Here is a 19,834-nt window from a genome sequence, read left to right as displayed (position 1 = left end):
CTGGCCCGTCAGGCGGCGGCTTGTGGTTGCAGGTGCAGCTCAGTGTCCACCGCCTTGACCAACCCGCTGGCCAGAAACAGCGGTGCCAGGCGTTTGTGCAACTGCGGTTCGACAAACTCTTTCACCGTTTCCAGCGTCAGCACGCCGCTCAGCGGCAACTCGGCCTTGGTGTAAGACAACCAGGCCCTCTTCAACGCCATCAACACATCACTGCCCGCCGTGGAGGCGAAGCGACGGTGGGTGGGTTTGCCGTCGAAGGTGAACATGTGCTGGAACGCATCGCCGCTTTCGTCGCCGCCACTGGCGGTGCAGCGGATGCAGGTGCACGGGCCGTCGCCAAAGGCGCTGCGCAGGTAGGTGTTGAAGTCCACCACGGGTTTGAGTGACAGGCGCTTATCGACCTCGAACAGGTCCCCGGTCATTTTTTCGTCAGTGTTCAACGTGCATTTCCTCGCAGGTCGGTGGCCATTTTTCAAAGCGCGGCACAATAGCAGCCGGGCGAAGTGTGGAACAGCATTTCCACGCAGAGCGGGCGGGTGTCGGGGGTATTCAGGGTGTGAGGGCTCACCGAAAGAACTCACCCGGTGTGGCATCAAACTGCTGCCGAAACGCATTGATAAACGCCGACGTCGACTCATACCCGCACCCCAGCGCCACATCCGTCACCCGCTCGCCTTGCTCCAGGGCGGGCAGGGCGCTCAACAGTCGCAAGCGCTGGCGCCAGGCGCGGAAGGTCAGGCCGGTGTCCTTCAAGAACAAGCGGCTGAGGGTCTTTTCGCTGACCCCCAGTTTTTCGCTCCAGTGCCCCAAGGTGGTCTGTTGCTCCGGGCGCAGGTTCAGGCTGCGGTAGATCTGGCGCAAACGCGGGTCGAGGGGCAGGGGCAGCATCAAGTCCACGTGGGGCGCGGCGGCGAGTTGGTCCAGGACTACTTGGGCCAGACGCCCATCTGGACCGTCCTCGGCATACTCCACCGGCACTTCGCTGAAGCTGCGGATCAATTCGCGCAACAGGCTGCTCACCTCCAGCACATGGCAAAGCTGCGAGGCCCAGGCGGTCACGCTGCAATCCAGATACAAGCTGCGCATTTCAGTGTGGGGCGAGCTGTACACCCGGTGTGGCATGCCCGCCGGGATCCACACCGCCCGCTGCGGCGGCGCGACAAAACGGCCGGCGCTGGTCTGGATCTCCAGCACCCCGGAAATCGCGTAAGACAATTGCACCCACGGGTGACTGTGACGCCGGGTCAACGCGCGATTGGGCAAGGATTCAGTTCGCCCATACACCGGCCGTGGCAGGCTGGACAGCCCGGGGATACTGCGGCGCACGGTCTTGTCATGTCCTTTAGGCGGCATTTACTGGCTCATTGGCGTTAGTCGGTAACAGGCCGTTACGTTAGAGTCGCGGTGACGCTCTTGGCAACCCCTGGAAGATCTGCTTATGACACGCCCCCGTTTTCTGCCCGACAACTTCACCCTGACCCTGATCGCCACGGTGATCCTCGCGTCCTTGCTGCCCGCCAGCGGCCAGACCGCCGTGGCTTTCGGCTGGGTTACCAACCTGGCCATCGCGCTGCTGTTCTTCCTGCACGGCGCCAAGCTATCGCGCCAGGCCATCGTCGCCGGTGCCGGCCATTGGCGCCTGCACCTGCTGGTGTTCAGCCTGACCTTCGTGCTGTTCCCCTTATTGGGCCTGGCGCTCAAGCCGGTGCTGTCGCCGCTGATCGGCAAAGACCTGTACATGGGCATGCTTTACCTCTGTGCCTTGCCGGCCACCGTGCAATCGGCAATTGCCTTCACCTCATTGGCGCGGGGCAATATCCCCGCGGCGATTTGCAGCGCGGCGGCGTCGAGCCTGTTCGGTATCTTCCTGACGCCGTTGCTGGTGACGTTGTTGCTCAATGTGCACGGTGAAGGCAGCTCCACCGTCGACGCAATCCTGAAAATCAGCGTGCAGTTGCTGCTGCCATTTATCGCAGGGCAAATCGCGCGCCGCTGGATCGGCGAATGGGTTGGGCGCAACAAAGCCTGGCTGAAATTTGTCGATCAGGGCTCGATCCTGCTGGTGGTCTACGGCGCGTTCAGCGAGGCAGTCAATGAAGGCATCTGGCACCAGATCCCGCTGTGGGAACTGGGTGGTCTGGTGGTCGCCTGCTGTGTGCTGCTGGCCTTGGTGCTGGTGGCTTCCAGCGTGCTGGGCAAGGCGTTCGGCTTCAGTCAGGAGGACCGCATCACCATTTTGTTCTGCGGCTCGAAGAAGAGTCTCGCGACCGGCGTACCCATGGCCCAGGTGCTGTTTGCCGGGGCGAGCATGGGCGTGCTGATCCTGCCATTGATGCTGTTTCACCAGATTCAATTGATGGTCTGTGCGGCGTTGGCACAGCGGTACGCAAATCGGCCGGAGAGCATTCCCGAGTTGATGGGACGGGTGGAACCTTAATAGTCGGGCCTGTCTACCAGTCGTTCCTTAAAGCGACGAGGCAGTCAGTTCGACGTACGGCCGGTCACCACGGTCAACGCCGCGGGCAACGTGAGGCTGGTGGCCGACAGCGGCGGCGGGCGATATTACGACCAGCGGTATCGGGTGGTAGACAGCACCGGTAAGCCCATTCAGTCCGGGAACTATGTGGTCACCGTGACCGCACCGTGACAAAACTGAAGGTATTTTGAGGGGGATGAGCGTCAACAGCCGGCCGAGAAACCTATAGAATGTCGGGCGGCGGCGCTTGTCCTGGGTGGCCGCTCGATCATCGCCAGAGTACCTCGCCCTTCAATGAGCATTTCAGCCGCAACCCCCCAAGCCAACTGGCAACCGGTCATCGCCCTTGCGCTGGCCGCGTTTGTGTTCAATACCACCGAATTCGTGCCGGTCGGCCTGCTCAGCGCCATCGGTGCGAGCTTCGACATGCCCGTGTCCAGCGTCGGCCTGATGCTCACCATTTACGCCTGGATCGTGTCCCTGACCTCGCTGCCGGTGATGCTGCTGACGCGCAACGTCGAGCGGCGCAAATTGCTGATCGTGCTGTTCGGCATGTTTATCGTCAGCCATATCCTCTCCAGCGTCGCCAACAGTTTTGGCTTGCTGATGGTCAGCCGCGTCGGCATTGCCTTGTCCCATGCGTTGTTCTGGTCGATCACCGCGTCCCTGGCGGTGCGCCTGGCGCCGGAAGGCAAGCAGGTGCAGGCCCTGGGGTTACTGGCGACCGGTACGTCATTGGCGATGGTGTTGGGGATTCCCCTGGGTCGTCTGCTCGGCGAAGCCATGGGCTGGCGCACCACCTTCCTGGTCATCGGTGTTTTCGCGGCCGGGCTGGTGTTCTGGCTGGCGCGCACCTTACCGCCGCTGCCGAGCCAGAACTCCGGCTCCCTGCGCAGCCTGCCGCTGCTGTTCAAGCGCCCGGCGCTGGTGGCGCTGTACGTGCTGACCGCGCTCACGGTGACTGCGCAATTCACCGCCTACAGCTATATCGAACCCTTCGTCGAAGGCGTGGCCGGCATGGATGGCGGCGCCGTGACCCTGATCCTGCTGGTCTTCGGCGGCGCGGGCATCATCGGCTCGTTGCTGTTCAGCCTGGTGCACCGCTTCAACCCGCACCTGTTTGTGGTCGGCGCAGTGTTTATCCTCGCCGCGTGCCTGACGCTGATGCTGCCCCTGAGCGGCGCCGAGTCGTACCTGGTGATCCTGAGCATTTTCTGGGGCATGGCGATCATGGGCTTCGGCCTGGCTATGCAATCCAAGGTGCTGGTACTGGCGCCGGACGCCACGGATGTTGCCATGGCGATGTTCTCCGGCATCTACAACATCGGCATCGGCGGCGGCGCCCTGATGGGCAGCTGGGTCGGCAGCCACTTCGGCTTCGCCTGGATCGGCGTGGCGGGCGGGTTGCTGGCGGCGGTGGCGTTGGCGGGGTATTGCCTGGCGATTCGCAGGTTTGGGACGGGTGTGGCGCCACACTGATGTAGGAGCGAGCAAGCTCGCTCCTGACGAGGGCGGTGTTACAGCGCCGCCAACACCTTCTCCAACTTCTCCTGATCCCGCGCAAACTGTCGAATGCCTTCCGCCAGCTTCTCGGTGGCCATCGCATCTTCATTCGACGCCCAACGGAACTGTGCTTCGTTCAACGGCTGACGCGCTTCGCCCGCCGCGCCCGGTTGCAGTTTGCGCTCCAGCGGGGCGTTATCTTCGGCGAGCTTTTGCAGCAGGTCCGGGCTGATGGTCAGGCGGTCGCAGCCGGCCAGTTGTTCGATCTGGCTGAGGGTGCGGAAGCTGGCGCCCATCACCACCGTCGGGATGGCGTTGGCCTTGTAGTAGTTGTAGATGCGCGTCACTGACTGCACGCCCGGGTCTTCGGCGCCGGTGTAGTCCAGGCCGGTGCTCTTGCGGTACCAGTCGTAGATGCGGCCCACGAACGGCGAGATCAAAAACACCCCGGCGTCGGCGCAGGCCTGGGCCTGGGCGAAGGAGAACAGCAGGGTGAGGTTGGTCTGGATGCCGGCTTTTTCCAGGCGCTCGGCGGTGCGGATACCTTCCCAGGTGGACGCCAGTTTGATCAGCACACGGTCGCGGCCGACACCGGCCTGGTCGTACAGGGCAATCAATTGGTTGGCCTTGGCCCACAGCGCGTCTTGGTCGAAGGACAGGCGTGCGTCGACTTCGGTGGAGATACGCCCCGGAATCACCTTGAGAATGCCGCAACCCACCGACACCGCGAAACGGTCACAGGCCAGGTCGACATCGCCTTCGGACACGCTCACCGCGTTACGCAGCAACTCGGCGTATTCCGGGATGGCGGCGGCCTTGAGCAGCAGCGACGGGTTGGTGGTGGCGTCCACCGGGCGCAGGCGGCTGATGGCTTCCAGATCGCCGGTGTCGCAGACCACGGTGGTGAATTGCTTGAGTTGTTCGAGCTTGGACGTCATGAGCGGCTGTCTCCAAAAAAAAGGTTATTGGTTGAGGGCCTGTGCGGTATCCAGGTCGGTGATCAGGATGTCCAGGTAGCCGCCCTTGAGCGCGCCGCGAATCGCCTGGACCTTGTTCAGCCCGCCGGCCAGGCCGAGCACGCGGTGGATGCTGCGCAGCTTGGGCAGCGCCACCGACACCACGAATTCTTCATCTTCTTCCAGCACCGGTTTGCCCTGGGCATCGAAGTAACGCAGGCAGATATCACCCACCGCGCCGCGCTCGGCCAGCAGGCGCAGCATGTCTTCGGTGTAGTAGTTGCCGCTGTTGCGCAGCAATTGCGAGGGCTCCAGGTCGCCGATGCCGACAATCGCCAGGGTGATGCTGTCAAAGCGTTGCAGCACTTCCTTGACCTCTTCCATCTGCACGATGCGCTGCTTGCTCTGCACCGACTGTTCGATGCTTTGGGACGGCAGCAAATACGCCGGGCAGTTGAGCAGGGTGGCCAGGCGTTGGGTCAGCAGCGTGGCTTCGAACGCGCCTTTGTTGCCGACGCCGCCCAGCAGTTGCACCACTTCCTCGGCGCCTTGCTTGCCCGACTGCGCGTGCAGGTGGCCGACCATGGCGCGGATGGTGCTGCTCCACGACGAAATACCGATATGGTCCTGGGGCGACAGGCTGGTTTCCAGGTAGTGGGCGGCGGCCGAGCCGATGGCTTGCTTGATGCTTTCGTCATTGCCGGGCTCGGTGGCTTCCACCACGATCACCCGGCGCACGCCGTAGCGGCGTTGCAGTTGGGTTTCCAGCTCCAGGTGCAGGCCTTGCAGGCGCATCACGCTGATCTTCACGACGCCTTCCTGCAGCGCCCGGCGCAGGGCGCGGCTGATAAAGGACTGGGACAGGTCCAGTTGCGTGGAGATTTCGGACTGCTTGAGCCCTTCTTCGTAATAGAGGCTCGCGATCTTGGTGATCAGGCGCTGTTCTTCGATCTGGCTCATGAAGGCCTCAGTGAGTGAAACAATGTCGGTGAGGATACCAAACCCTTAAGACATGATCAGGCCGCCGTCGATATTGATCGCCTGACCGGTCAGGTACGCCGCGTCATCCGAGGCCAGGAACGCGACCAGGCCCGCCACATCCGAGGGCTTGCCGGCACGGCGCAGGGGGATGTTCTTGACCCATTCGGCCATCAACTCGCCCTTGCCGTAGCGCTTTTCGTCGGTGCTGAGGATCTCGCCCCACACGCGGTCGTTGTAGTCCCACATCTCGCTTTCGATGATGCCGGGGCAAAACGCATTGACCGTGATGTTATGCGGCGCCAGCTCCAGCGAAAGGCTCTGGGTGATGCCGATCACGCCCATCTTGCTGGCGGCGTAGTGCGGCGTGTAGATAAAGCCCTGGCGACCCTGGCCGGACGAGGTATTGATCAACCGACCGCTGCCTTGCTTGACCATGTACTTGGCCGCTTCCCGGCAACCCAGCCACACGCCGGTGGTGTTGACTTGCAGCACCTTGTCGAAGTCTGCGCGGGGCATTTTGTCGTAGTGGTCGATGGTGATGATGCCGGCGTTCTGCACCGACACGTCGATGCTGCCGAAGCGGGCGTGGCCTTCGCGGTAGAGCTTTTCGATATCGCTTTCGTCGGTGACATCGATGCCGAGGGCGAGGGCGTTCACGCCGTATTCCCCGGCCAGTTGCTCGGCGGTGAAGGTCACGCGCTCCAGGTCGTTGGAGGCCAGCACCAGGTTGGCGCCTTCCTGGGCGAAACGCTCGGCAATCCCGGCGCCGATGCCACGGCATGCGCCGGTGATCACTACAGTTTTACCGCTGAATCGTTGCGACATGATCAACTCCTACCAGCACACAAAACCGCCATCGACCAACAGGTCGACGCCGGTGCAGAAAGACGAGGCCTGGCTGACCAGAAAGATCGCCGGGCCGACCATTTCGTCCACGCTGGCCATGCGGCCCATGGGCGTGGTCTGTTCAAAGATCTTCACCTGGTCGGCCACTTCCGGGCGCGAGTTCATCGGCGTGGCGGTGTAGCCGGGGCTGATGCAATTCACGCGCAGGCCCTTGTCGGCCCATTCCATCGCCAGGCTTTTGCTCAGGTGAATCACCCCGGCCTTGGAGGTGTTGTAGTGCGCCTGCAGCAGGCCACGGTTGACGATGCTGCCCGACATGGACGCGATATTGACGATGGCGCCTTTGCCGCGCGGCAACATCACGGCGGCCTGGGCCTGGCAGCTGAGGAAGATGCCCGTGAGGTTGATGTCCAGGGTGGTCTGCCAGCGTTGCAGCTCCAGGTCCTCGGCGGCCTGGGCGTTGGCGATGCCGGCGCAGTTGACGGCCACGCTGAGTTCGCCGAGTTCTTGCTCGGTTCGCGCGACCGCTGCATCCAGCGCGGCGCGCTCGGTGACGGTGCCGCTCAGGGCGAGGGCGCGACGGCCCAGGGCCTGGATGCGCTCGACGGTGCTGGCGATGCCGGGGCTGCCGGGCAGGTCAAAACACGCCACGTCGGCACCGGCTTCGGCTAGACCAACGGCAATCGCTTGGCCGATGCCGCTGCCGGCACCGGTGACAAAGGCCACTTGGCCCTGAAGACTAAAAAGCTGCATGAATTACTCCAATCTTGAAATCACAGTGGAACCCCTGTGGGAGGGGGCTTGCCCCCGATGAGGGAGTGTCAGTTGATGCATCTGTAACTGAACCACTGCCATCGGGGGCAAGCCCCTCCCACATTTGAATCTCTGTAGGACTTTAGTTACGCGGTGGCCATTTCCATGACTGAAACCGGTGTGGCCTCGCCGCGCTCCAGGATTCCCATCTGCCGGCCTCGGCTCATCACCATCACCCGATGTGAAAGCCCCAGCACTTCATCCAGGTCGGAACTCACCACAATCACCGCCATGCCCTTGGCCGCCAGATCCGCAATCACTTCATAGATCGCCGCCCGCGCACCCACGTCGATGCCCCGTGTCGGCTCATCCAGAATGAACACCTTGGGATTGCGCGCCAGCCACTTGGCAATGATCACTTTCTGCTGGTTACCGCCGGACAAGCTGGAAATCCGCGACTGCGGTGCGCCTTTCACGCCGAGCCGCGCCACCGCGCTGCGGGCAAATTCACGCAGCGGGGCAGGGAGCACCCAGCCGCGTTTGTCCAGCAGGTCGGTGTTGCCGTAGACCAGGTTGTCTTCGATGCGATGTTCCACCACCACACCTTGCTGCTTGCGGTCTTCAGGCACCAGCACCACGCCGGCCTGGATTGCTTCAAACGGGCTGCGCAGCTGCCGGACTTCGCCGTCCAGCACCATGTGGCCCTGGATATCCAGGGCCGCACCGGCAATGGTGCGCACCAGCTCTGTACGTCCGGCGCCGACCACCCCGGCAATGCCGAACACTTCGCCGGCCCGCACGCTGAAGTCGATGCCGTGCAGGGCGAATTCGCGGCAGGTCAGGTCTTTGACCTGCAACATCACCTGCTCCTGCGGCGCCTGCAAGGCGGGGAAAATCCGCTCCAGGCTGCGCCCGACCATCTGTTCCACCAGCTCGCGCACCGGCACTTGCGCGGTGGCGTGCAGGGCGATCTGGCGCCCGTCGCGCAGCACCAGCACGCGGTCGGCGATACGCGCGATTTCTTCCAGGCGATGGCTGATATAGATAAACGACACGCCTTCGGCTTTCAGCCGTTCGACCTGCTTGAACAGCAGCTCGGTCTCTTCGGCGCCCAGCGCGGCGGTCGGTTCATCGAGAATCAGCAGGCTGGCCTTCAACGTCAGCGCCTTGGCGATTTCCACCAATTGCTGGGCCGCCACGCTCAGGCCTTCGACCTTGCGTGACGCCGGCACGTTGAGCCCCAGGCGTTCCAGTTGGATCTGCGCCTGGGCCTCGATGTAATCGCGGTCGACCCGCCCATGACGCATGGGCAGGCGACCGACAAAGATGTTCTCGGCGATCGACAATTGCGGCAGCAGACGGATTTCCTGGTGGATCAGGCCGATACCCGCGCCCAGTGCCGCGCCCGGCGAGGCGGGTGCATACGGCGCGCCGAGCCAGGTCATGCTGCCCCCTGCTTCGGGTTGCACGAGGCCGGCGATGATCGACGACAAGGTCGACTTGCCGGCACCGTTCTCGCCGAGCAGGGCCAGCACTTCACCGGGACGAATATCCACATTGACCTGGGACAACACCTGCACCGGGCCGTAGGCCTTGCTGATATTGCGCAGGCACAGCACCGCATCGGTGCTGCTCTCCAGAGCGGCTGCTTGCATGACGACCTCCAAGGCTTACGGGTGCTGTTGCAGGAACGGCGCGACGTTTTCTTTGGTGGTCAGCACGGTGGGCAGCAGTTGTTCCTTGGGTACGGCTTTGCCGGCCTTCAGGTCAATTGCCGAGGCCACGGCCAGGCGCCCCATTTTCTGGGTCTGCTGGGTCATGGTGGCGTTGAGCACGCCGCTTTCGACCGCCTTGAGCCCGGCCACGTCGCCGTCAAACCCGACCACTACGACCTTGTGATCGAGGTTGCCGACCTTCACTGCCTGGGCAGCACCCAGGGCCATGGCATCGGCGCGGCCGAAGAATACGGTGATATTCGGGTCACGCTGGAGCAGGTCCTGGGCCACGGCGAAGCCTTTGTCCTGGGCCCATTCGGCCGGTTGCTGGGCCACGACCTTGAGGTCCGGGAAGGCTTTGAGGCCTTCTTCGAAACCCTTGGCGCGATCATTCTCCGGGGTGGTGCCGAGCTGGCCCTGCAGGATCGCGATGCGGCCCTTGCCGTCGGTGATCTTGCCCACGTATTCGGCCAGGGTCTTGGCGCCGGCCACGCTGTCGCTGGCGATAAAGGTATCGCCGGGTGCGTCGGGGGCGTTGCGGTCCACGGCGATCACCGGAATGCCGGCGTTCTTGGCGGCTTTGACCGGCACACCCGCCGCGGTGGCACCGGCCGGGATGTAGATCAGCACATCGATCTGGCGGGTGATCAGGTCTTCAATCTGGCTGACCTGGGTGGAGGAGTTGCCCTGGGCGTCCACGGTGATCACCTTGATCCCCTTGGCCTTGCCCTCGGCCTCCACCGATTGCTTGATCTGGTTGAAAAAATCGGCCTGAAGGTTCGCCACGGCCAGGCCGATGGTCAGGTCCTTGGCCCAGGTGGTGCCGGTGGCGGTGAGGGTCGCGGCCGCCAGAGCAGTGGCGATAAGCAGTTTCTTGGGGCTGAACATGTCGGTGACTCCTGGTTTTATTGTTGGAGGGTGTCAACTGTCGAACAGGGTTAACGGGCAGTGCTGGAACGGCGTCGCAGGGTGTCGATGGTCACGGCGAGGGCGATGACCACGCCGATCACCACTTGCTGGATAAACGGGGAAACGCCGAGCAGGTTGAGGCCATTGCGCAACACGCCAATGATCAGCACGCCCACCAGGGTGCCGCCGATGCTGCCGACGCCGCCGCTGAGGCTGGCGCCACCAATCACCACGGCGGCGATGGCGTCCAGTTCCAGGCTCAGGCCGGCACTGGGTTGCGAGGAGTCCAGGCGCGCCGCCAGGGTCACGGCGGCGATCCCGGCGAGGGCGCCGCTGATGGCGTACACCCACAAGGTAATCGCCCGTACCTTGATGCCGGACAGCCGCGCCACTTCCGGGCTGCCGCCCATGGCATAGAGATTGCGACCACCGGCACGAAAGCGCAGGAACACCCACGCCACCAGCAACATCACCAGGAACAGCCCGACGGTGGCCGAGAGAAAACCGAAATGCCGCACCGTGGCCAGGCTGGTGAACCACTCCGGGTAACCGACGATCTGCCGGCCTTCTGTGAGGATGTTCGCCAGGCCACGCGCCACCGACATCATGGTCAGCGTGGCGATAAACGGCGGCAACTTGGCGTAGGTAATCAAGCCCCCGGACACCAGCCCGGCGAGCATGCCGGTGGCGATCGAGATCGGAATCGCAAAGCCCAGCGGCACGGCCTGATCCTGATAAAGCCAGCCGAGCATCATCATCGAGAAGGCCAGTACCGAGCCTACCGACAGGTCGATGCCGCCGATGACGATCACCGCCGTCATGCCAATCGCCAGGATGCCCAGCACCGTGACCTGATCAAGGATGTTCAGGCCATTGCGCAACGAGAAGAAGAATTCGGAACTGAAGGAGAAGACCAGCACCAGCAGCACAAGACCGATCAGCGGGCCGCCGATATTGCTGGGGAGCAGTTTCACCAACCGTGGGCGGGGTGGCGGCTTGAGTTCGGCCGGGTGCTGGACAATAGCTTTGGCGTCCACAGTGTTCTCCTGATTTATTTTTTTTGGAGTGCTTTCAGGCGCCATGAATATTTATGCGTGCCTGACTGTTAATTCAGATTCCAGTGACACCGTGTCAAAGTCAAGCGCTTAATTTTTCGGATATGCCTCTAATCCGGTGCTTTTATCCCGGCCAAAGCCACGGGATAGACCCGCCGGTGTGGGATTTTGCCCGTTTGTCCGAGGGATCTTTCTTCGATTTATTTGATTTTTCCGTGGATCGCTCACTTGACCGCGCGGACGATCAGCGTCTAAATAGAAATATATTGTCACTGCTGAATAAATATTCAAAACAGCTTTGGACGCTTTTACCTCACGTGGTCAGCCCCACAGGAGCCGCTGCATGAATGCCTTCCAGTACGACGCCCACCAGATCAAGGAACAGGCCCGCCTGATCCGCCGTCATGTGATCCGCCTAAACGCCGACTCACCGGCCGGCGGCCACACCGGGGCGGACCTTTCGGAAACCGACATCCTCGCCACCCTGTACTTCCGCATCCTCAATACCGGCCCGGAACGCACCGAAGACCCTGAGCGCGATATCTATATCCAGAGCAAGGGCCATGGTGTGGGCGGTTTGTACTGCTGCCTGGCGCAGGCGGGCTATATCCCCACCGAATGGTTGCCCACCTACCAGCACTTCAATTCCCACTTGCCGGGCCACCCGGTGCGCCAGAAAACCCCCGGTATCGAACTCAACACCGGCGCCCTCGGCCACGGCTTGCCGGTGGCGGTGGGGCTGGCGTTGGCGGCGAAGATGTGCGGCAGCAAAAAGCGCATCTATGTACTGACCGGCGATGGCGAACTCGCCGAAGGCTCCAACTGGGAAGCCGCCATGGCGGCCGCCAAATACGGGCTGGATAACCTGTTTGTGATCGTCGACAAGAACAAACTGCAACTGGCCGGCCTGACCGCCGAGATCATGCCGCTCGACCCGCTGGATGTGAAATGGGCCGCCTTCGGCTTCACCGTCAGCGAGTGCGATGGCAATGACGTGGGCCAGTTGATCGACACCCTGGAACGCATGCAGACCCAAACCGGCGCGCCCCAGGTGCTGATCGCCCACACCATCAAAGGCAAGGGCGTGTCCTTTATCGAAGCCCGCCCTGAATGGCACCACCGCGTGCCCAAGGGCGATGAAATCAATGCGGCACTGGAGGAGTTGAACCATGGCGAGTGAACATTTGGCGAGCGTCATGGTGCAGGCCTTTATTGACGCAGTCGACGCCGGGCTGGATGTGGTGCCAGTGGTCAGCGACTCCACGTCCACGGCCAAGATCGGCCCGTTTGTGCAGCGCTTCCCGGAGCGCTTGATCAACGTCGGGATTGCCGAGCAGTCCTTGGTCAGCGTCGCGGCGGGGTTGGCCCTGGGTGGCAAGATTGCGGCCACCTGCAACGCGGCACCGTTTTTGATTTCCCGCGCCAATGAGCAGATCAAGGTGGACGTCTGCTACAACCAGGCCAATGTGAAAATGTTCGGCCTGAACGCCGGTACCAGCTACGGCCCGTTGGCCAGCACCCACCACAGCCTCGACGATATTTCGGTGATGCGCGGCTTTGGCAATGTGCAGATCTTCGCGCCGGCCGATGCCATCGAGTGTCGGCAGATTGTCGATTACGCGCTGCGTTACCACGGCCCGGTGTATATCCGTCTCGACGGTAAAGCCTTGCCGGACGTACACGCTGGCGACTACCACTTCCAACCCGGTCAGGTGGATATCCTGCGCCAGGGCGCGGATGTGAGCATCGTTGCGTTGGGCTCGGTGGTGCATGAAGCCGTGGACGCCGCCGCCTTGCTGGCGGAGCAGGGCATCCAGGCTCAGGTGATCAACCTGTCATCGATCCGGCCGTTGCAGCGCGAGGTACTGCTCAGCGCCTTGAGCGGCACCCGCGCGGTGATCAGCGTGGAAGAACACAATATCAACGGTGGCGTCGGCAGCCTGGTCGCCGAAGTGCTGGCCGAAGCCGGGCTGGGCATTGCCCTGATCCGCCTGGGCATCGGCGATGGCGAATACGCCGCTGCCGGCGCCCGTGAACCGACCCGCGCCTTGCATAACATCGACGCGGCTGGGATTGTGGCGGCTGCCACTCGGTTGCGGTGAACCCATGACTAACAACACTCCGCTGATCCTGGCGATAGACGAAGGCACCAGCAACGCCAAGGCGGTGCTGGTCAATGAACTGGGGCAGGTGATTGCTCGCGGTTCGCGGCCACTGAGCGTCAGCCATCCCCAGGCCGGTTTCTCCGAACAGGACCCGCTGTTTATCTGGCACAGCACCCTGGCCGCGATGGAAGAATGCCTGGCCCAGGTGGATCGGCCCATCACGGCCGTGGCGATCAGCAACCAGCGTGAATCCGTGGTGGCCTGGGACCGGCAAACCGGCGAGCCCCTGTCACCGTGCATCAGTTGGCAATGCCGCCGCTCCATGGCGTTGTGTACCCAACTACATGAGCAGGGGCATGAGGCGCTCATCCTCGAAAAAACCGGCTTGGCCCTCGACCCGATGTTTTCGGCGGGCAAATTCCGCTGGATTCTCGACAATCTGGACAACGGCCACGCCCGCGCCGCCGCGGGTGAGATTTGCCTGGGCACGGTCGACAGTTGGCTGCTGTGGAAGCTCAGTGGCGGCCGGGTGTTTGCCACCGACTATTCCAACGCGGCGCGCACGCAGCTGTTCAACCTGCACACCTGCGCCTGGGATCCCGAGTTGCTGGACCTGTTTGCCATTCCGTTGGCGGCGCTGGCACCGATCCAGCCCAGCGCCGGTTTCTTCGCCGAAACCGTCGCGTTGGGCGGCTTGCCTGCGGGCATCCCGGTGATGTCGATGATCGGCGACTCCCACGCCGCGCTGTACGGGCAGGGCGGTTTTGCACCGGGGCTGGTCAAGGCCACCCTCGGCACCGGCTCATCCTTGATGACGCCCATGAGCGGCCCGATTGCGTCCACCCATGGGCTGTCGACCACCCTGGCCTGGCATGACGGCGGCAGGCCGACCTTCGGCATGGAAGGCAATATCGTCCACACCGGCGCTGCCGTGCAGTGGGCCTCGCGGCTGGTGGCCGGCGAATCCCTGGATGCCCTGACCGAACAAGCGGCGCAACTGCCGGACAATGGCGGCGTGTACTTCGTGCCGGCCCTGTCGGGTCTGGGCGCACCGCATTGGAAAGCCGATGCACGTGGATTGATCTGCGGGCTGACGGAAGCCACCTCAGGCGCGCATATCCTGCGGGCGTCGCTGGAGTCCATCGGTTATCAGATTCGTGATGTGTTTGAAGCGATGCAGCAGGACATCGGCAGCCCGTTGAAGGAACTGTGGGTGGACGGCGGCGCCACGCGTAACCGTTGGCTGATGCAGTTCCTGGCCAACCTGCTGCAACGCCCGGTGGTGCGCAGCCTGTCGCCGGAAGTGTCGGCGTTGGGCGCAGCGCATCTGGCGGGCAGGGCGTTGGGGATTTGGGCGAGTGATCAAGCGTTAGGGCAGTTGGAGCGCCAGCGCGAGCGCTTTGAGCCGCAGGATGATCCGGCGATGGCAGCCCGTTACGCAGAGTGGAAAAAGGCCTTGGCCCGCACCCTTCTCTAAAGACCCGTGGAGATCAACTGTGGGAGGGGCGGTGCGACGATTCGACTTGCCCCCGATAGCGGTTTATCAGTCAGCTCATCTGTAACTGTCACCCACCGTCACCGGTTGCACCTGATAGCTGCGGTGCGCGTTTGCCGCTTCAACCGTGGCCACATCCAGGTTATCCCACAGGGGTCCCAGCACTTTCGCCGCGTCCTGCGGATGGTTTTTCACCCATTGTCCGGCGCTTCGAGCAGCGGCAGGCCGCTGGGGAATTCGTGCCAGCTCATCGCGGCCCGATCCGCCAGATAGCGAGCCGGCGGCTGGCCTACGGTCTTGCGGAACATGGTGATAAACCCGCTGGCGTTTTCATAACCCAGGTCCAGAGCCACCCGCTGCACACTGTCGCCCAAGGCCAGACGTTGCAACGACAGGATCACATGCAACTGCCGACGCCAGCGGCCGAAACTCAGGCCCAGTTCCTCCAGCAACAGGCGCGTCATGCTGCGTTCACTCATGCCGATACGCATGGCCCATTGGCCGAGGGTGGCTTTGTCGGCCGGGTCGGCCAGCAGGCTATTGGCCAGGCGGCGCAAGCGTGAGTCCTGGGGCATCGGCAGGTGCAGGGCTTCCAGTGGGGCTTGGGCGAGTTCATCCAACAGCGTGTTGATCAACCGTCCCTGGGCGCCGTCGACCTCGTACAGTTGTGGGAAGCTGATCGCCTTGCTGATCAACTCATGCAACAGACCCGACACGCCCAACGTGCAGCATTGCGCGGGCAGGGCGCCTGCGGCATCGGGGTCGATCAGCAGGCAATACACATGGGCTTCGCCATTGCCCCGCGCCGAATGCGACACGCCACCGGGAATCCATAGCGCGCATTGCGGCGGAACGATCCATATCCCGGCCTCGATTTCACAGTGGATCACCCCGCGCAGGGTGTACATCAACTGGCCCTTGCGATGGGTGTGCGGGGTGTGCTCCCAGGTGTCCGACGCGCTGCTGGCGCCCACGGCCACCACGGCGCGCTGAACCACATCGGCATCCTTGGCCAGCAGCGGGTCGTGCAGATCAAGGCGCAGGTGTTTCATGGCAGGTCTCGAAAGTTGGCCGAATTGCGAAATAGTCTGGCTATTCTGTGCAATGCCGTCCAGCGCGGGCTTTCTTATAGTGAGATCAACTCTCATTAAGGAGCTTTGCCATGCGACTCGACAGTACAACGTTCCCTGTAGTCAAAATCGTCTTCGATGCCCCGAACCAAGGCGGGCCGGAGGACGCCTTCCGGGTCTTTGAAGACCTGTTGGCACGGCAGCAATCCTTCCTGCTGCTGCACGAAAAAGCCGTGGACGAAAACGACTACGAACACTCCCATGAACAACGCAAGCAAGCCTCGATCTGGATGAAGAAACACCGACAGGCGCTGCACACGTTCGTCAAAGGCATGATCCAGGTAGAACCCAGCGCCGCCAAACGCCTGGCGCTCAAACCGTTTGCGCTGATGTTCGGCAAGGCCTGGGGCTATCCGTTGCTGGTGGTGGAGTCCAAGGACCAGGCCTGGGCGCTGGCGCGGGATGTGCTGGATGAGCGGGTGTCGGATGTGGCGCATTTTTGAAGGCGCGCGACACGGCCCTGTGGCGGGGTTGGCCCAGCTGCGTTATCACCTGGCCGTGCAACTGTTGCTGATCCTGGTTTATCGGGTGGTGGCCGAGCGGATGGTGGAGATTGTGTGGGGCTTCCGCGCGCATTGAAGTATCCTGCGCGCCCCGCCAACCACTGATCCAAACCAAGATGACCGGACAAGACATGCAGGCGCTGCTGGAGTCGATCCTCGACGAAGTGCGCCCACTGATCGGCCTCGGCAAAGTTGCCGATTACATTCCCGCGCTGGCCGATGTACCGGCCAACCAACTGGGCATCGCCGTATACGGCAACGACGGCTCGGCCTACCGCGCCGGTGATGCCGATACGCTGTTCTCGGTGCAGAGCATTTCCAAGGTGTTCAGCCTGGTGCAGGCCATCGACCATGGCGGCGAAAGCATCTGGGAACGCCTGGGCCACGAGCCGTCCGGGCAGCCGTTCAACTCCCTGGTACAGCTGGAATTCGAACGCGGCCGGCCACGCAATCCCTTCATCAACGCTGGCGCACTGGTGATCTGCGACATCAACCAATCGCGCTTCGCCGTGCCGATTCTGTCGATGCGCGACTTCGTGCGGCGCCTGTCGGGCAACCCGCATATCCTGGTCAACAAAGTTGTCGCCGACTCCGAAGCCCAGCACGGCGCACGCAACGCGGCCATGGCCTACCTGATGAAGTCCTTCGGCAACTTCCATAACGACGTGGACGCGGTGCTGCACAGCTACTTCAACTACTGCGCCTTGCAGATGAGCTGCCTGGACCTGGCCAAGGCCTTCAGCTTCCTGGCCAACGAGGGCACCAGCGCCCACAGCGGCGAGCAGATCCTCACGGCGCGCCAGACCAAGCAAGTCAACTCGATCATGGCCACCAGCGGGCTGTATGACGAGGCGGGCAATTTTGCCTATCGCGTGGGGTTGCCCGGTAAGAGCGGGGTCGGCGGCGGGATTGTCGCAGTGGTGCCGGGGCAGTTCACGGTGTGCGTGTGGTCGCCGGAGTTGAACGCGGCGGGGAACTCGCTGGCGGGGATCAGGGCGTTGGAATTGTTGAGTGAGCGGATTGGGTGGTCGGTGTTTTGAGTGCGAAGCCGCTTAGAGGGTGTTGGGCAGCCCACAGCAGGACATGGGACACACATTGAGGTAAAGTCGAGCCAGCGTTCGACGCCTGAGGTGATCTATGCTCATTGCCATTGATCAGCCCTTGTCCTGAGCCGGAGACCAGCATGTCACGTAAAAAAGTTAAGCCCCAAATTACCGAAGCACAGATTCTTGCCCAGGAATCGAGCATTCCCTCCATTGCGGCCAAAGCATTCAGGGATGCCTACGAGGTTGCCCTTTCCAAGGGTGAGTCCGTGCTTGTGGTTCGCGCTGGTCAGTTGGTTAAAGTTTCCAATACGGAGACTTTGGTTATCCGCCCTGTGGAAACCTACGGCACTCTCAAGGCAGGCACTCGCTTGAAAACCAAAAAATCCTTGTTGGACCGTCGGTCTGCCCAGGCGCAGATTCAGGCTTGAGTACCACCCCCCGTGTCCGTATGTTCGCCGGCCCGAACGGGAGTGGAAAGAGCACATTCAACTCGAAAGTCCCGGCGCACTTGCTGGTCAACTACATCAATCCTGACGCGATTGAGTTGGGCATTCGTGAAACGGGTATTTTTGACTTTGCCGTCTTCGGGTTATACCGCTACGCCGAGCGTGCCATCACGTTTTTGCGCAGTCATTCACTGCTTTCAAAATTTCCCGATTCCCTCGCCAAACTGGATGATCTGGTCGCCAAGGGTGAGCGGATCATTTTTGCTTCACGCAACATCGACTCTTATATAGCTTCTGCTCTTTCTGACTTTATTCGGGTGTCTCTGATTGAAGAACGCGTGAGTTTTACATTCGAGACAGTCATGTCGGACGGCAGCAAGATTGAGTTGTTAAGGCAGGCTAAAGCTGCCGGCTATCGGGTATACGTTTATTACGTTGCTACCGCAGATGCTGATATTAACGTTGCCCGGGTTGCCTACCGGGCCTCTATAGGTGGTCATGATGTACCACCGGAAAAGATTCGATCTCGTTATAAGCGCTCTTTGGAAAACTTGTCAGAGGCGATTCTCTTGTCCAATCGGGCCTATATTTTTGACAATTCGCAAGACGGCGAGCCCAGCTTTGCGCAACTTGCCGAGATTACAGAAGGCGAGGATATCGATATTGTGGCGGACACTCAGCCTGCGTGGTTTCAGCAGTATGTCATTGATAAGTTGACGTAGACATCGAAGGGCAAAACGCTAAAGGAAGTATTAGGCTGCCTTAGCAGTTCAAGAATCTTTCCCTTTTTTCTGATGGATATTTTTATGGCCTATGAACTCCACATCGCCCGTGCCGAAAGCAATGCAATAGAACCTGAAGAGTGGCGCGCCTTGTGTGCCAGTGACCCAACCATCGTGCTGCAGGACGAAGTGACTGCCATTAATCCCACGACAGGAGCGACGATCTCCATCAGCGGTAACCAAACGGCTTACTGGACCTCTCCCACCACGCAGCAGGAATACTATTTCGATTATCGCAGTGGCCAAATTTCATTTGTATACAGCGACGAGAGCATCGTTAAGGCCAAGGCGATCGCCCAGGCCCTCGCCGCTGAAATTCGAGGCGATGAGGGGGAGCAATACTGATACACCTAGGCTTTACGCGGCTTCATGAACAGGTCGATCAGCAGGTACAACGCACCGACGGTAATCGCGATATCCGCAATATTGAACACTCCGGTATGCGCTGGCCCGACGTTCAGGACCATGTAATCAACCACATGGCCGTCGCGAAACACCCGGTCGATCAGGTTGGCGGTGCGGTGCCGGCGAGGAGGGCGAAGGGTCGGCTTCGCAGCAGGGGGGAGGTGCTCAAGCGGTAACTTCCTGTTCCGGGTCTGTCGAGAGGAGCGCCCGAAGATAGCTCAGGCGCCTGGTGCCGTCTACGTTCAGGCCGCGTTCCGAGCGACAACCTGAAACAGTCGTGGGAAAACTCTGAGAGTCTGGGGCGAAGTGCTATCCCTGTGGGAGGGGGCTTGCCCTAATGCCGGTCAGTTAAGAGATAAAAGGGCAAAAAGTAACCTGTGGCGAGGGAGCTTGCTCCCGTTGGACTGCGCAGCAGTCCCATTTTTGGGGCCGCTTCGCGGCCCAGCGGGAGCAAGCTCCCTCGCCACAGGTACGGTGTTCGTCCTTAACTGACTGGCATTAGGGCTTGCCCCCGATAGCAGTGTGTCAGCCAAAGATGCATCAACTGAAACGGCCTCATCGGGGGCAAGCTGAACTGGCCTAATGATTTTGGACACTTCAATCGGGCGCTATGATAGCGCCCAAATTTGAGGTGTTTGGATATGCGTAAATCTTATTCGAGTGAGTTCAAGCTCAAGGCCGCCAGCATGGTGTTGGATGAAGGTCAGCCAGTTACCGAAGTCTGTGCC

Annotated in this window: 21 protein-coding genes and 2 pseudogenes; 11 read left to right on the top strand and 12 right to left on the bottom strand. The window is 61.7% G+C overall.

The genetic code is table 11. The features are described 5' to 3' along the window. Positions 1 to 8: 8 nt before the first annotated feature. Complete coding sequence (locus NDJ82_RS00120) at positions 9 to 440, bottom strand: hypothetical protein (protein ID WP_250924729.1); 432 nt, start codon at positions 438 to 440, stop codon at positions 9 to 11. Between the two features lie 124 nt (positions 441 to 564). Beyond that, positions 565 to 1,353 carry an AraC family transcriptional regulator gene (locus NDJ82_RS00115; RefSeq protein ID WP_191958898.1) on the bottom strand — a complete coding sequence of 263 codons (789 nt, stop codon included), beginning with the start codon at positions 1,351 to 1,353 and terminating at the stop codon, positions 565 to 567. A gap of 85 nt (positions 1,354 to 1,438) precedes the next feature. On the opposite strand from NDJ82_RS00115, the gene NDJ82_RS00110 reads away from it, so the two are divergent. After that, on the top strand, positions 1,439 to 2,437 hold the full coding sequence (locus NDJ82_RS00110; RefSeq protein ID WP_112195827.1) for a bile acid:sodium symporter family protein: 999 nt from the start codon (positions 1,439 to 1,441) through the stop codon (positions 2,435 to 2,437). 333 nt (positions 2,438 to 2,770) lie between these two features. Beyond that, positions 2,771 to 3,955 (top strand): sugar transporter, encoded by a 1,185-nt coding sequence (locus NDJ82_RS00100; protein WP_158878041.1) that lies wholly within the window; start codon positions 2,771 to 2,773, stop codon positions 3,953 to 3,955. Positions 3,956 to 3,993: 38 nt separating this feature from the next. Here NDJ82_RS00100 and tal read toward each other — a convergent pair whose 3' ends face one another. From tal to NDJ82_RS00065, 7 genes are all read right to left on the bottom strand, one after another. After that, positions 3,994 to 4,917: a transaldolase gene (gene tal, locus NDJ82_RS00095; RefSeq protein WP_191946313.1), complete on the bottom strand. Its 924-nt coding sequence runs from the start codon at positions 4,915 to 4,917 to the stop codon at positions 3,994 to 3,996. Between the two features lie 24 nt (positions 4,918 to 4,941). Then, positions 4,942 to 5,895: a sugar-binding transcriptional regulator gene (locus NDJ82_RS00090; RefSeq protein ID WP_032889554.1), complete on the bottom strand. Its 954-nt coding sequence runs from the start codon at positions 5,893 to 5,895 to the stop codon at positions 4,942 to 4,944. Between the two features lie 45 nt (positions 5,896 to 5,940). Further along, the gene (locus NDJ82_RS00085) at positions 5,941 to 6,741 is read right to left on the bottom strand and encodes an SDR family oxidoreductase (RefSeq protein WP_099586946.1); all 801 of its coding nucleotides are present in this window, start codon (positions 6,739 to 6,741) and stop codon (positions 5,941 to 5,943) included. Positions 6,742 to 6,750: 9 nt separating this feature from the next. Then, positions 6,751 to 7,515 carry an SDR family oxidoreductase gene (locus NDJ82_RS00080; protein WP_099586945.1) on the bottom strand — a complete coding sequence of 255 codons (765 nt, stop codon included), beginning with the start codon at positions 7,513 to 7,515 and terminating at the stop codon, positions 6,751 to 6,753. A 146-nt stretch (positions 7,516 to 7,661) separates the two neighbouring features. Beyond that, positions 7,662 to 9,170, bottom strand: a complete 1,509-nt coding sequence (locus NDJ82_RS00075) for a sugar ABC transporter ATP-binding protein (RefSeq protein WP_250924728.1) — start codon at positions 9,168 to 9,170, stop codon at positions 7,662 to 7,664. Positions 9,171 to 9,185: 15 nt separating this feature from the next. Continuing rightward, positions 9,186 to 10,118: a sugar ABC transporter substrate-binding protein gene (locus NDJ82_RS00070; RefSeq protein WP_099586943.1), complete on the bottom strand. Its 933-nt coding sequence runs from the start codon at positions 10,116 to 10,118 to the stop codon at positions 9,186 to 9,188. Between the two features lie 50 nt (positions 10,119 to 10,168). After that, complete coding sequence (locus NDJ82_RS00065) at positions 10,169 to 11,176, bottom strand: ABC transporter permease (protein WP_099586942.1); 1,008 nt, start codon at positions 11,174 to 11,176, stop codon at positions 10,169 to 10,171. Between the two features lie 361 nt (positions 11,177 to 11,537). Here NDJ82_RS00065 and NDJ82_RS00060 point away from each other — a divergent pair, with 361 nt between their 5' ends. From NDJ82_RS00060 to NDJ82_RS00050, 3 genes are read left to right on the top strand one after another with little or no spacing between them, the layout of a single operon-like run. After that, positions 11,538 to 12,374, top strand: a complete 837-nt coding sequence (locus NDJ82_RS00060; protein WP_250924727.1) for a transketolase — start codon at positions 11,538 to 11,540, stop codon at positions 12,372 to 12,374. Then, positions 12,364 to 13,296 carry a transketolase family protein gene (locus NDJ82_RS00055; RefSeq protein ID WP_099586940.1) on the top strand — a complete coding sequence of 311 codons (933 nt, stop codon included), beginning with the start codon at positions 12,364 to 12,366 and terminating at the stop codon, positions 13,294 to 13,296. The genes NDJ82_RS00060 and NDJ82_RS00055 overlap by 11 nt, the downstream gene beginning before the upstream one ends. A 4-nt stretch (positions 13,297 to 13,300) precedes the next feature. Then, positions 13,301 to 14,776 carry an FGGY family carbohydrate kinase gene (locus NDJ82_RS00050; protein WP_250924726.1) on the top strand — a complete coding sequence of 492 codons (1,476 nt, stop codon included), beginning with the start codon at positions 13,301 to 13,303 and terminating at the stop codon, positions 14,774 to 14,776. 96 nt (positions 14,777 to 14,872) lie between these two features. Here the strand turns inward: NDJ82_RS00050 and NDJ82_RS00045 are convergent. Together NDJ82_RS00045 and NDJ82_RS00040 are read right to left on the bottom strand one after the other, a co-directional pair. Then, positions 14,873 to 14,998 (bottom strand): annotated as a pseudogene (locus NDJ82_RS00045) (ABC transporter substrate-binding protein); the annotation flags it as partial. Continuing rightward, positions 14,986 to 15,846 (bottom strand): AraC family transcriptional regulator, encoded by an 861-nt coding sequence (locus NDJ82_RS00040; protein WP_250924725.1) that lies wholly within the window; start codon positions 15,844 to 15,846, stop codon positions 14,986 to 14,988. The pseudogene NDJ82_RS00045 and the gene NDJ82_RS00040, both read right to left, overlap by 13 nt. 110 nt (positions 15,847 to 15,956) lie before the next feature. On the opposite strand from NDJ82_RS00040, the gene NDJ82_RS00035 reads away from it, so the two are divergent. The 6 genes from NDJ82_RS00035 to NDJ82_RS00010 all read left to right on the top strand — a co-directional run bounded on the left by NDJ82_RS00035 (position 15,957) and on the right by NDJ82_RS00010 (position 19,046). Beyond that, positions 15,957 to 16,367 (top strand): hypothetical protein, encoded by a 411-nt coding sequence (locus tag NDJ82_RS00035; protein WP_099586937.1) that lies wholly within the window; start codon positions 15,957 to 15,959, stop codon positions 16,365 to 16,367. Continuing rightward, positions 16,351 to 16,503: a hypothetical protein gene (locus NDJ82_RS00030; RefSeq protein ID WP_158878033.1), complete on the top strand. Its 153-nt coding sequence runs from the start codon at positions 16,351 to 16,353 to the stop codon at positions 16,501 to 16,503. The genes NDJ82_RS00035 and NDJ82_RS00030 overlap by 17 nt, the downstream gene beginning before the upstream one ends. A gap of 55 nt (positions 16,504 to 16,558) precedes the next feature. After that, the gene (gene glsB, locus NDJ82_RS00025) at positions 16,559 to 17,467 is read left to right on the top strand and encodes a glutaminase B (RefSeq protein WP_158878083.1); all 909 of its coding nucleotides are present in this window, start codon (positions 16,559 to 16,561) and stop codon (positions 17,465 to 17,467) included. Between the two features lie 143 nt (positions 17,468 to 17,610). After that, on the top strand, positions 17,611 to 17,901 hold the full coding sequence (locus NDJ82_RS00020; RefSeq protein ID WP_150762284.1) for a hypothetical protein: 291 nt from the start codon (positions 17,611 to 17,613) through the stop codon (positions 17,899 to 17,901). Continuing rightward, on the top strand, positions 17,898 to 18,641 hold the full coding sequence (locus NDJ82_RS00015; RefSeq protein WP_244643481.1) for an ATPase: 744 nt from the start codon (positions 17,898 to 17,900) through the stop codon (positions 18,639 to 18,641). Before NDJ82_RS00020 ends, NDJ82_RS00015 begins: the two co-directional genes overlap by 4 nt. An 84-nt stretch (positions 18,642 to 18,725) precedes the next feature. Beyond that, a complete protein-coding gene (locus tag NDJ82_RS00010; RefSeq protein ID WP_244643479.1) occupies positions 18,726 to 19,046 on the top strand; it encodes a hypothetical protein in 321 nt (106 codons plus the stop codon). A gap of 5 nt (positions 19,047 to 19,051) precedes the next feature. On the opposite strand, the pseudogene NDJ82_RS00005 reads toward NDJ82_RS00010, so the two are convergent. Beyond that, a pseudogene (locus tag NDJ82_RS00005) lies at positions 19,052 to 19,216 on the bottom strand (signal peptidase II); the annotation flags it as partial. Between the last annotated feature and the right edge of the window lie 618 nt (positions 19,217 to 19,834).

The sequence above is a fragment of the Pseudomonas sp. SR18 genome, assembly GCF_023701505.1.
Lineage (GTDB): Bacteria > Pseudomonadota > Gammaproteobacteria > Pseudomonadales > Pseudomonadaceae > Aquipseudomonas > Aquipseudomonas cyclaminis.
This window is presented reverse-complemented; position numbering and strand designations above follow the sequence as displayed.

Coding starts and splice junctions, on each gene's coding strand:
- NDJ82_RS00050 (WP_250924726.1), top strand. CDS start 13,301: ATGACTAACAACACTCCGCTGATCCTGGCGATAGACGAAGGCACCAGC.
- tal (WP_191946313.1), bottom strand. CDS start 4,917: ATGACGTCCAAGCTCGAACAACTCAAGCAATTCACCACCGTGGTCTGC.
- glsB (WP_158878083.1), top strand. CDS start 16,559: ATGCAGGCGCTGCTGGAGTCGATCCTCGACGAAGTGCGCCCACTGATC.
- NDJ82_RS00100 (WP_158878041.1), top strand. CDS start 2,771: ATGAGCATTTCAGCCGCAACCCCCCAAGCCAACTGGCAACCGGTCATC.
- NDJ82_RS00085 (WP_099586946.1), bottom strand. CDS start 6,741: ATGTCGCAACGATTCAGCGGTAAAACTGTAGTGATCACCGGCGCATGC.
- NDJ82_RS00075 (WP_250924728.1), bottom strand. CDS start 9,170: ATGCAAGCAGCCGCTCTGGAGAGCAGCACCGATGCGGTGCTGTGCCTG.
- NDJ82_RS00030 (WP_158878033.1), top strand. CDS start 16,351: ATGTGGCGCATTTTTGAAGGCGCGCGACACGGCCCTGTGGCGGGGTTG.
- NDJ82_RS00060 (WP_250924727.1), top strand. CDS start 11,538: ATGAATGCCTTCCAGTACGACGCCCACCAGATCAAGGAACAGGCCCGC.
- NDJ82_RS00070 (WP_099586943.1), bottom strand. CDS start 10,118: ATGTTCAGCCCCAAGAAACTGCTTATCGCCACTGCTCTGGCGGCCGCG.
- NDJ82_RS00010 (WP_244643479.1), top strand. CDS start 18,726: ATGGCCTATGAACTCCACATCGCCCGTGCCGAAAGCAATGCAATAGAA.
- NDJ82_RS00040 (WP_250924725.1), bottom strand. CDS start 15,846: ATGAAACACCTGCGCCTTGATCTGCACGACCCGCTGCTGGCCAAGGAT.
- NDJ82_RS00115 (WP_191958898.1), bottom strand. CDS start 1,353: ATGCCGCCTAAAGGACATGACAAGACCGTGCGCCGCAGTATCCCCGGG.
- NDJ82_RS00055 (WP_099586940.1), top strand. CDS start 12,364: ATGGCGAGTGAACATTTGGCGAGCGTCATGGTGCAGGCCTTTATTGAC.
- NDJ82_RS00090 (WP_032889554.1), bottom strand. CDS start 5,895: ATGAGCCAGATCGAAGAACAGCGCCTGATCACCAAGATCGCGAGCCTC.
- NDJ82_RS00035 (WP_099586937.1), top strand. CDS start 15,957: ATGCGACTCGACAGTACAACGTTCCCTGTAGTCAAAATCGTCTTCGAT.
- NDJ82_RS00080 (WP_099586945.1), bottom strand. CDS start 7,515: ATGCAGCTTTTTAGTCTTCAGGGCCAAGTGGCCTTTGTCACCGGTGCC.
- NDJ82_RS00020 (WP_150762284.1), top strand. CDS start 17,611: ATGTCACGTAAAAAAGTTAAGCCCCAAATTACCGAAGCACAGATTCTT.
- NDJ82_RS00110 (WP_112195827.1), top strand. CDS start 1,439: ATGACACGCCCCCGTTTTCTGCCCGACAACTTCACCCTGACCCTGATC.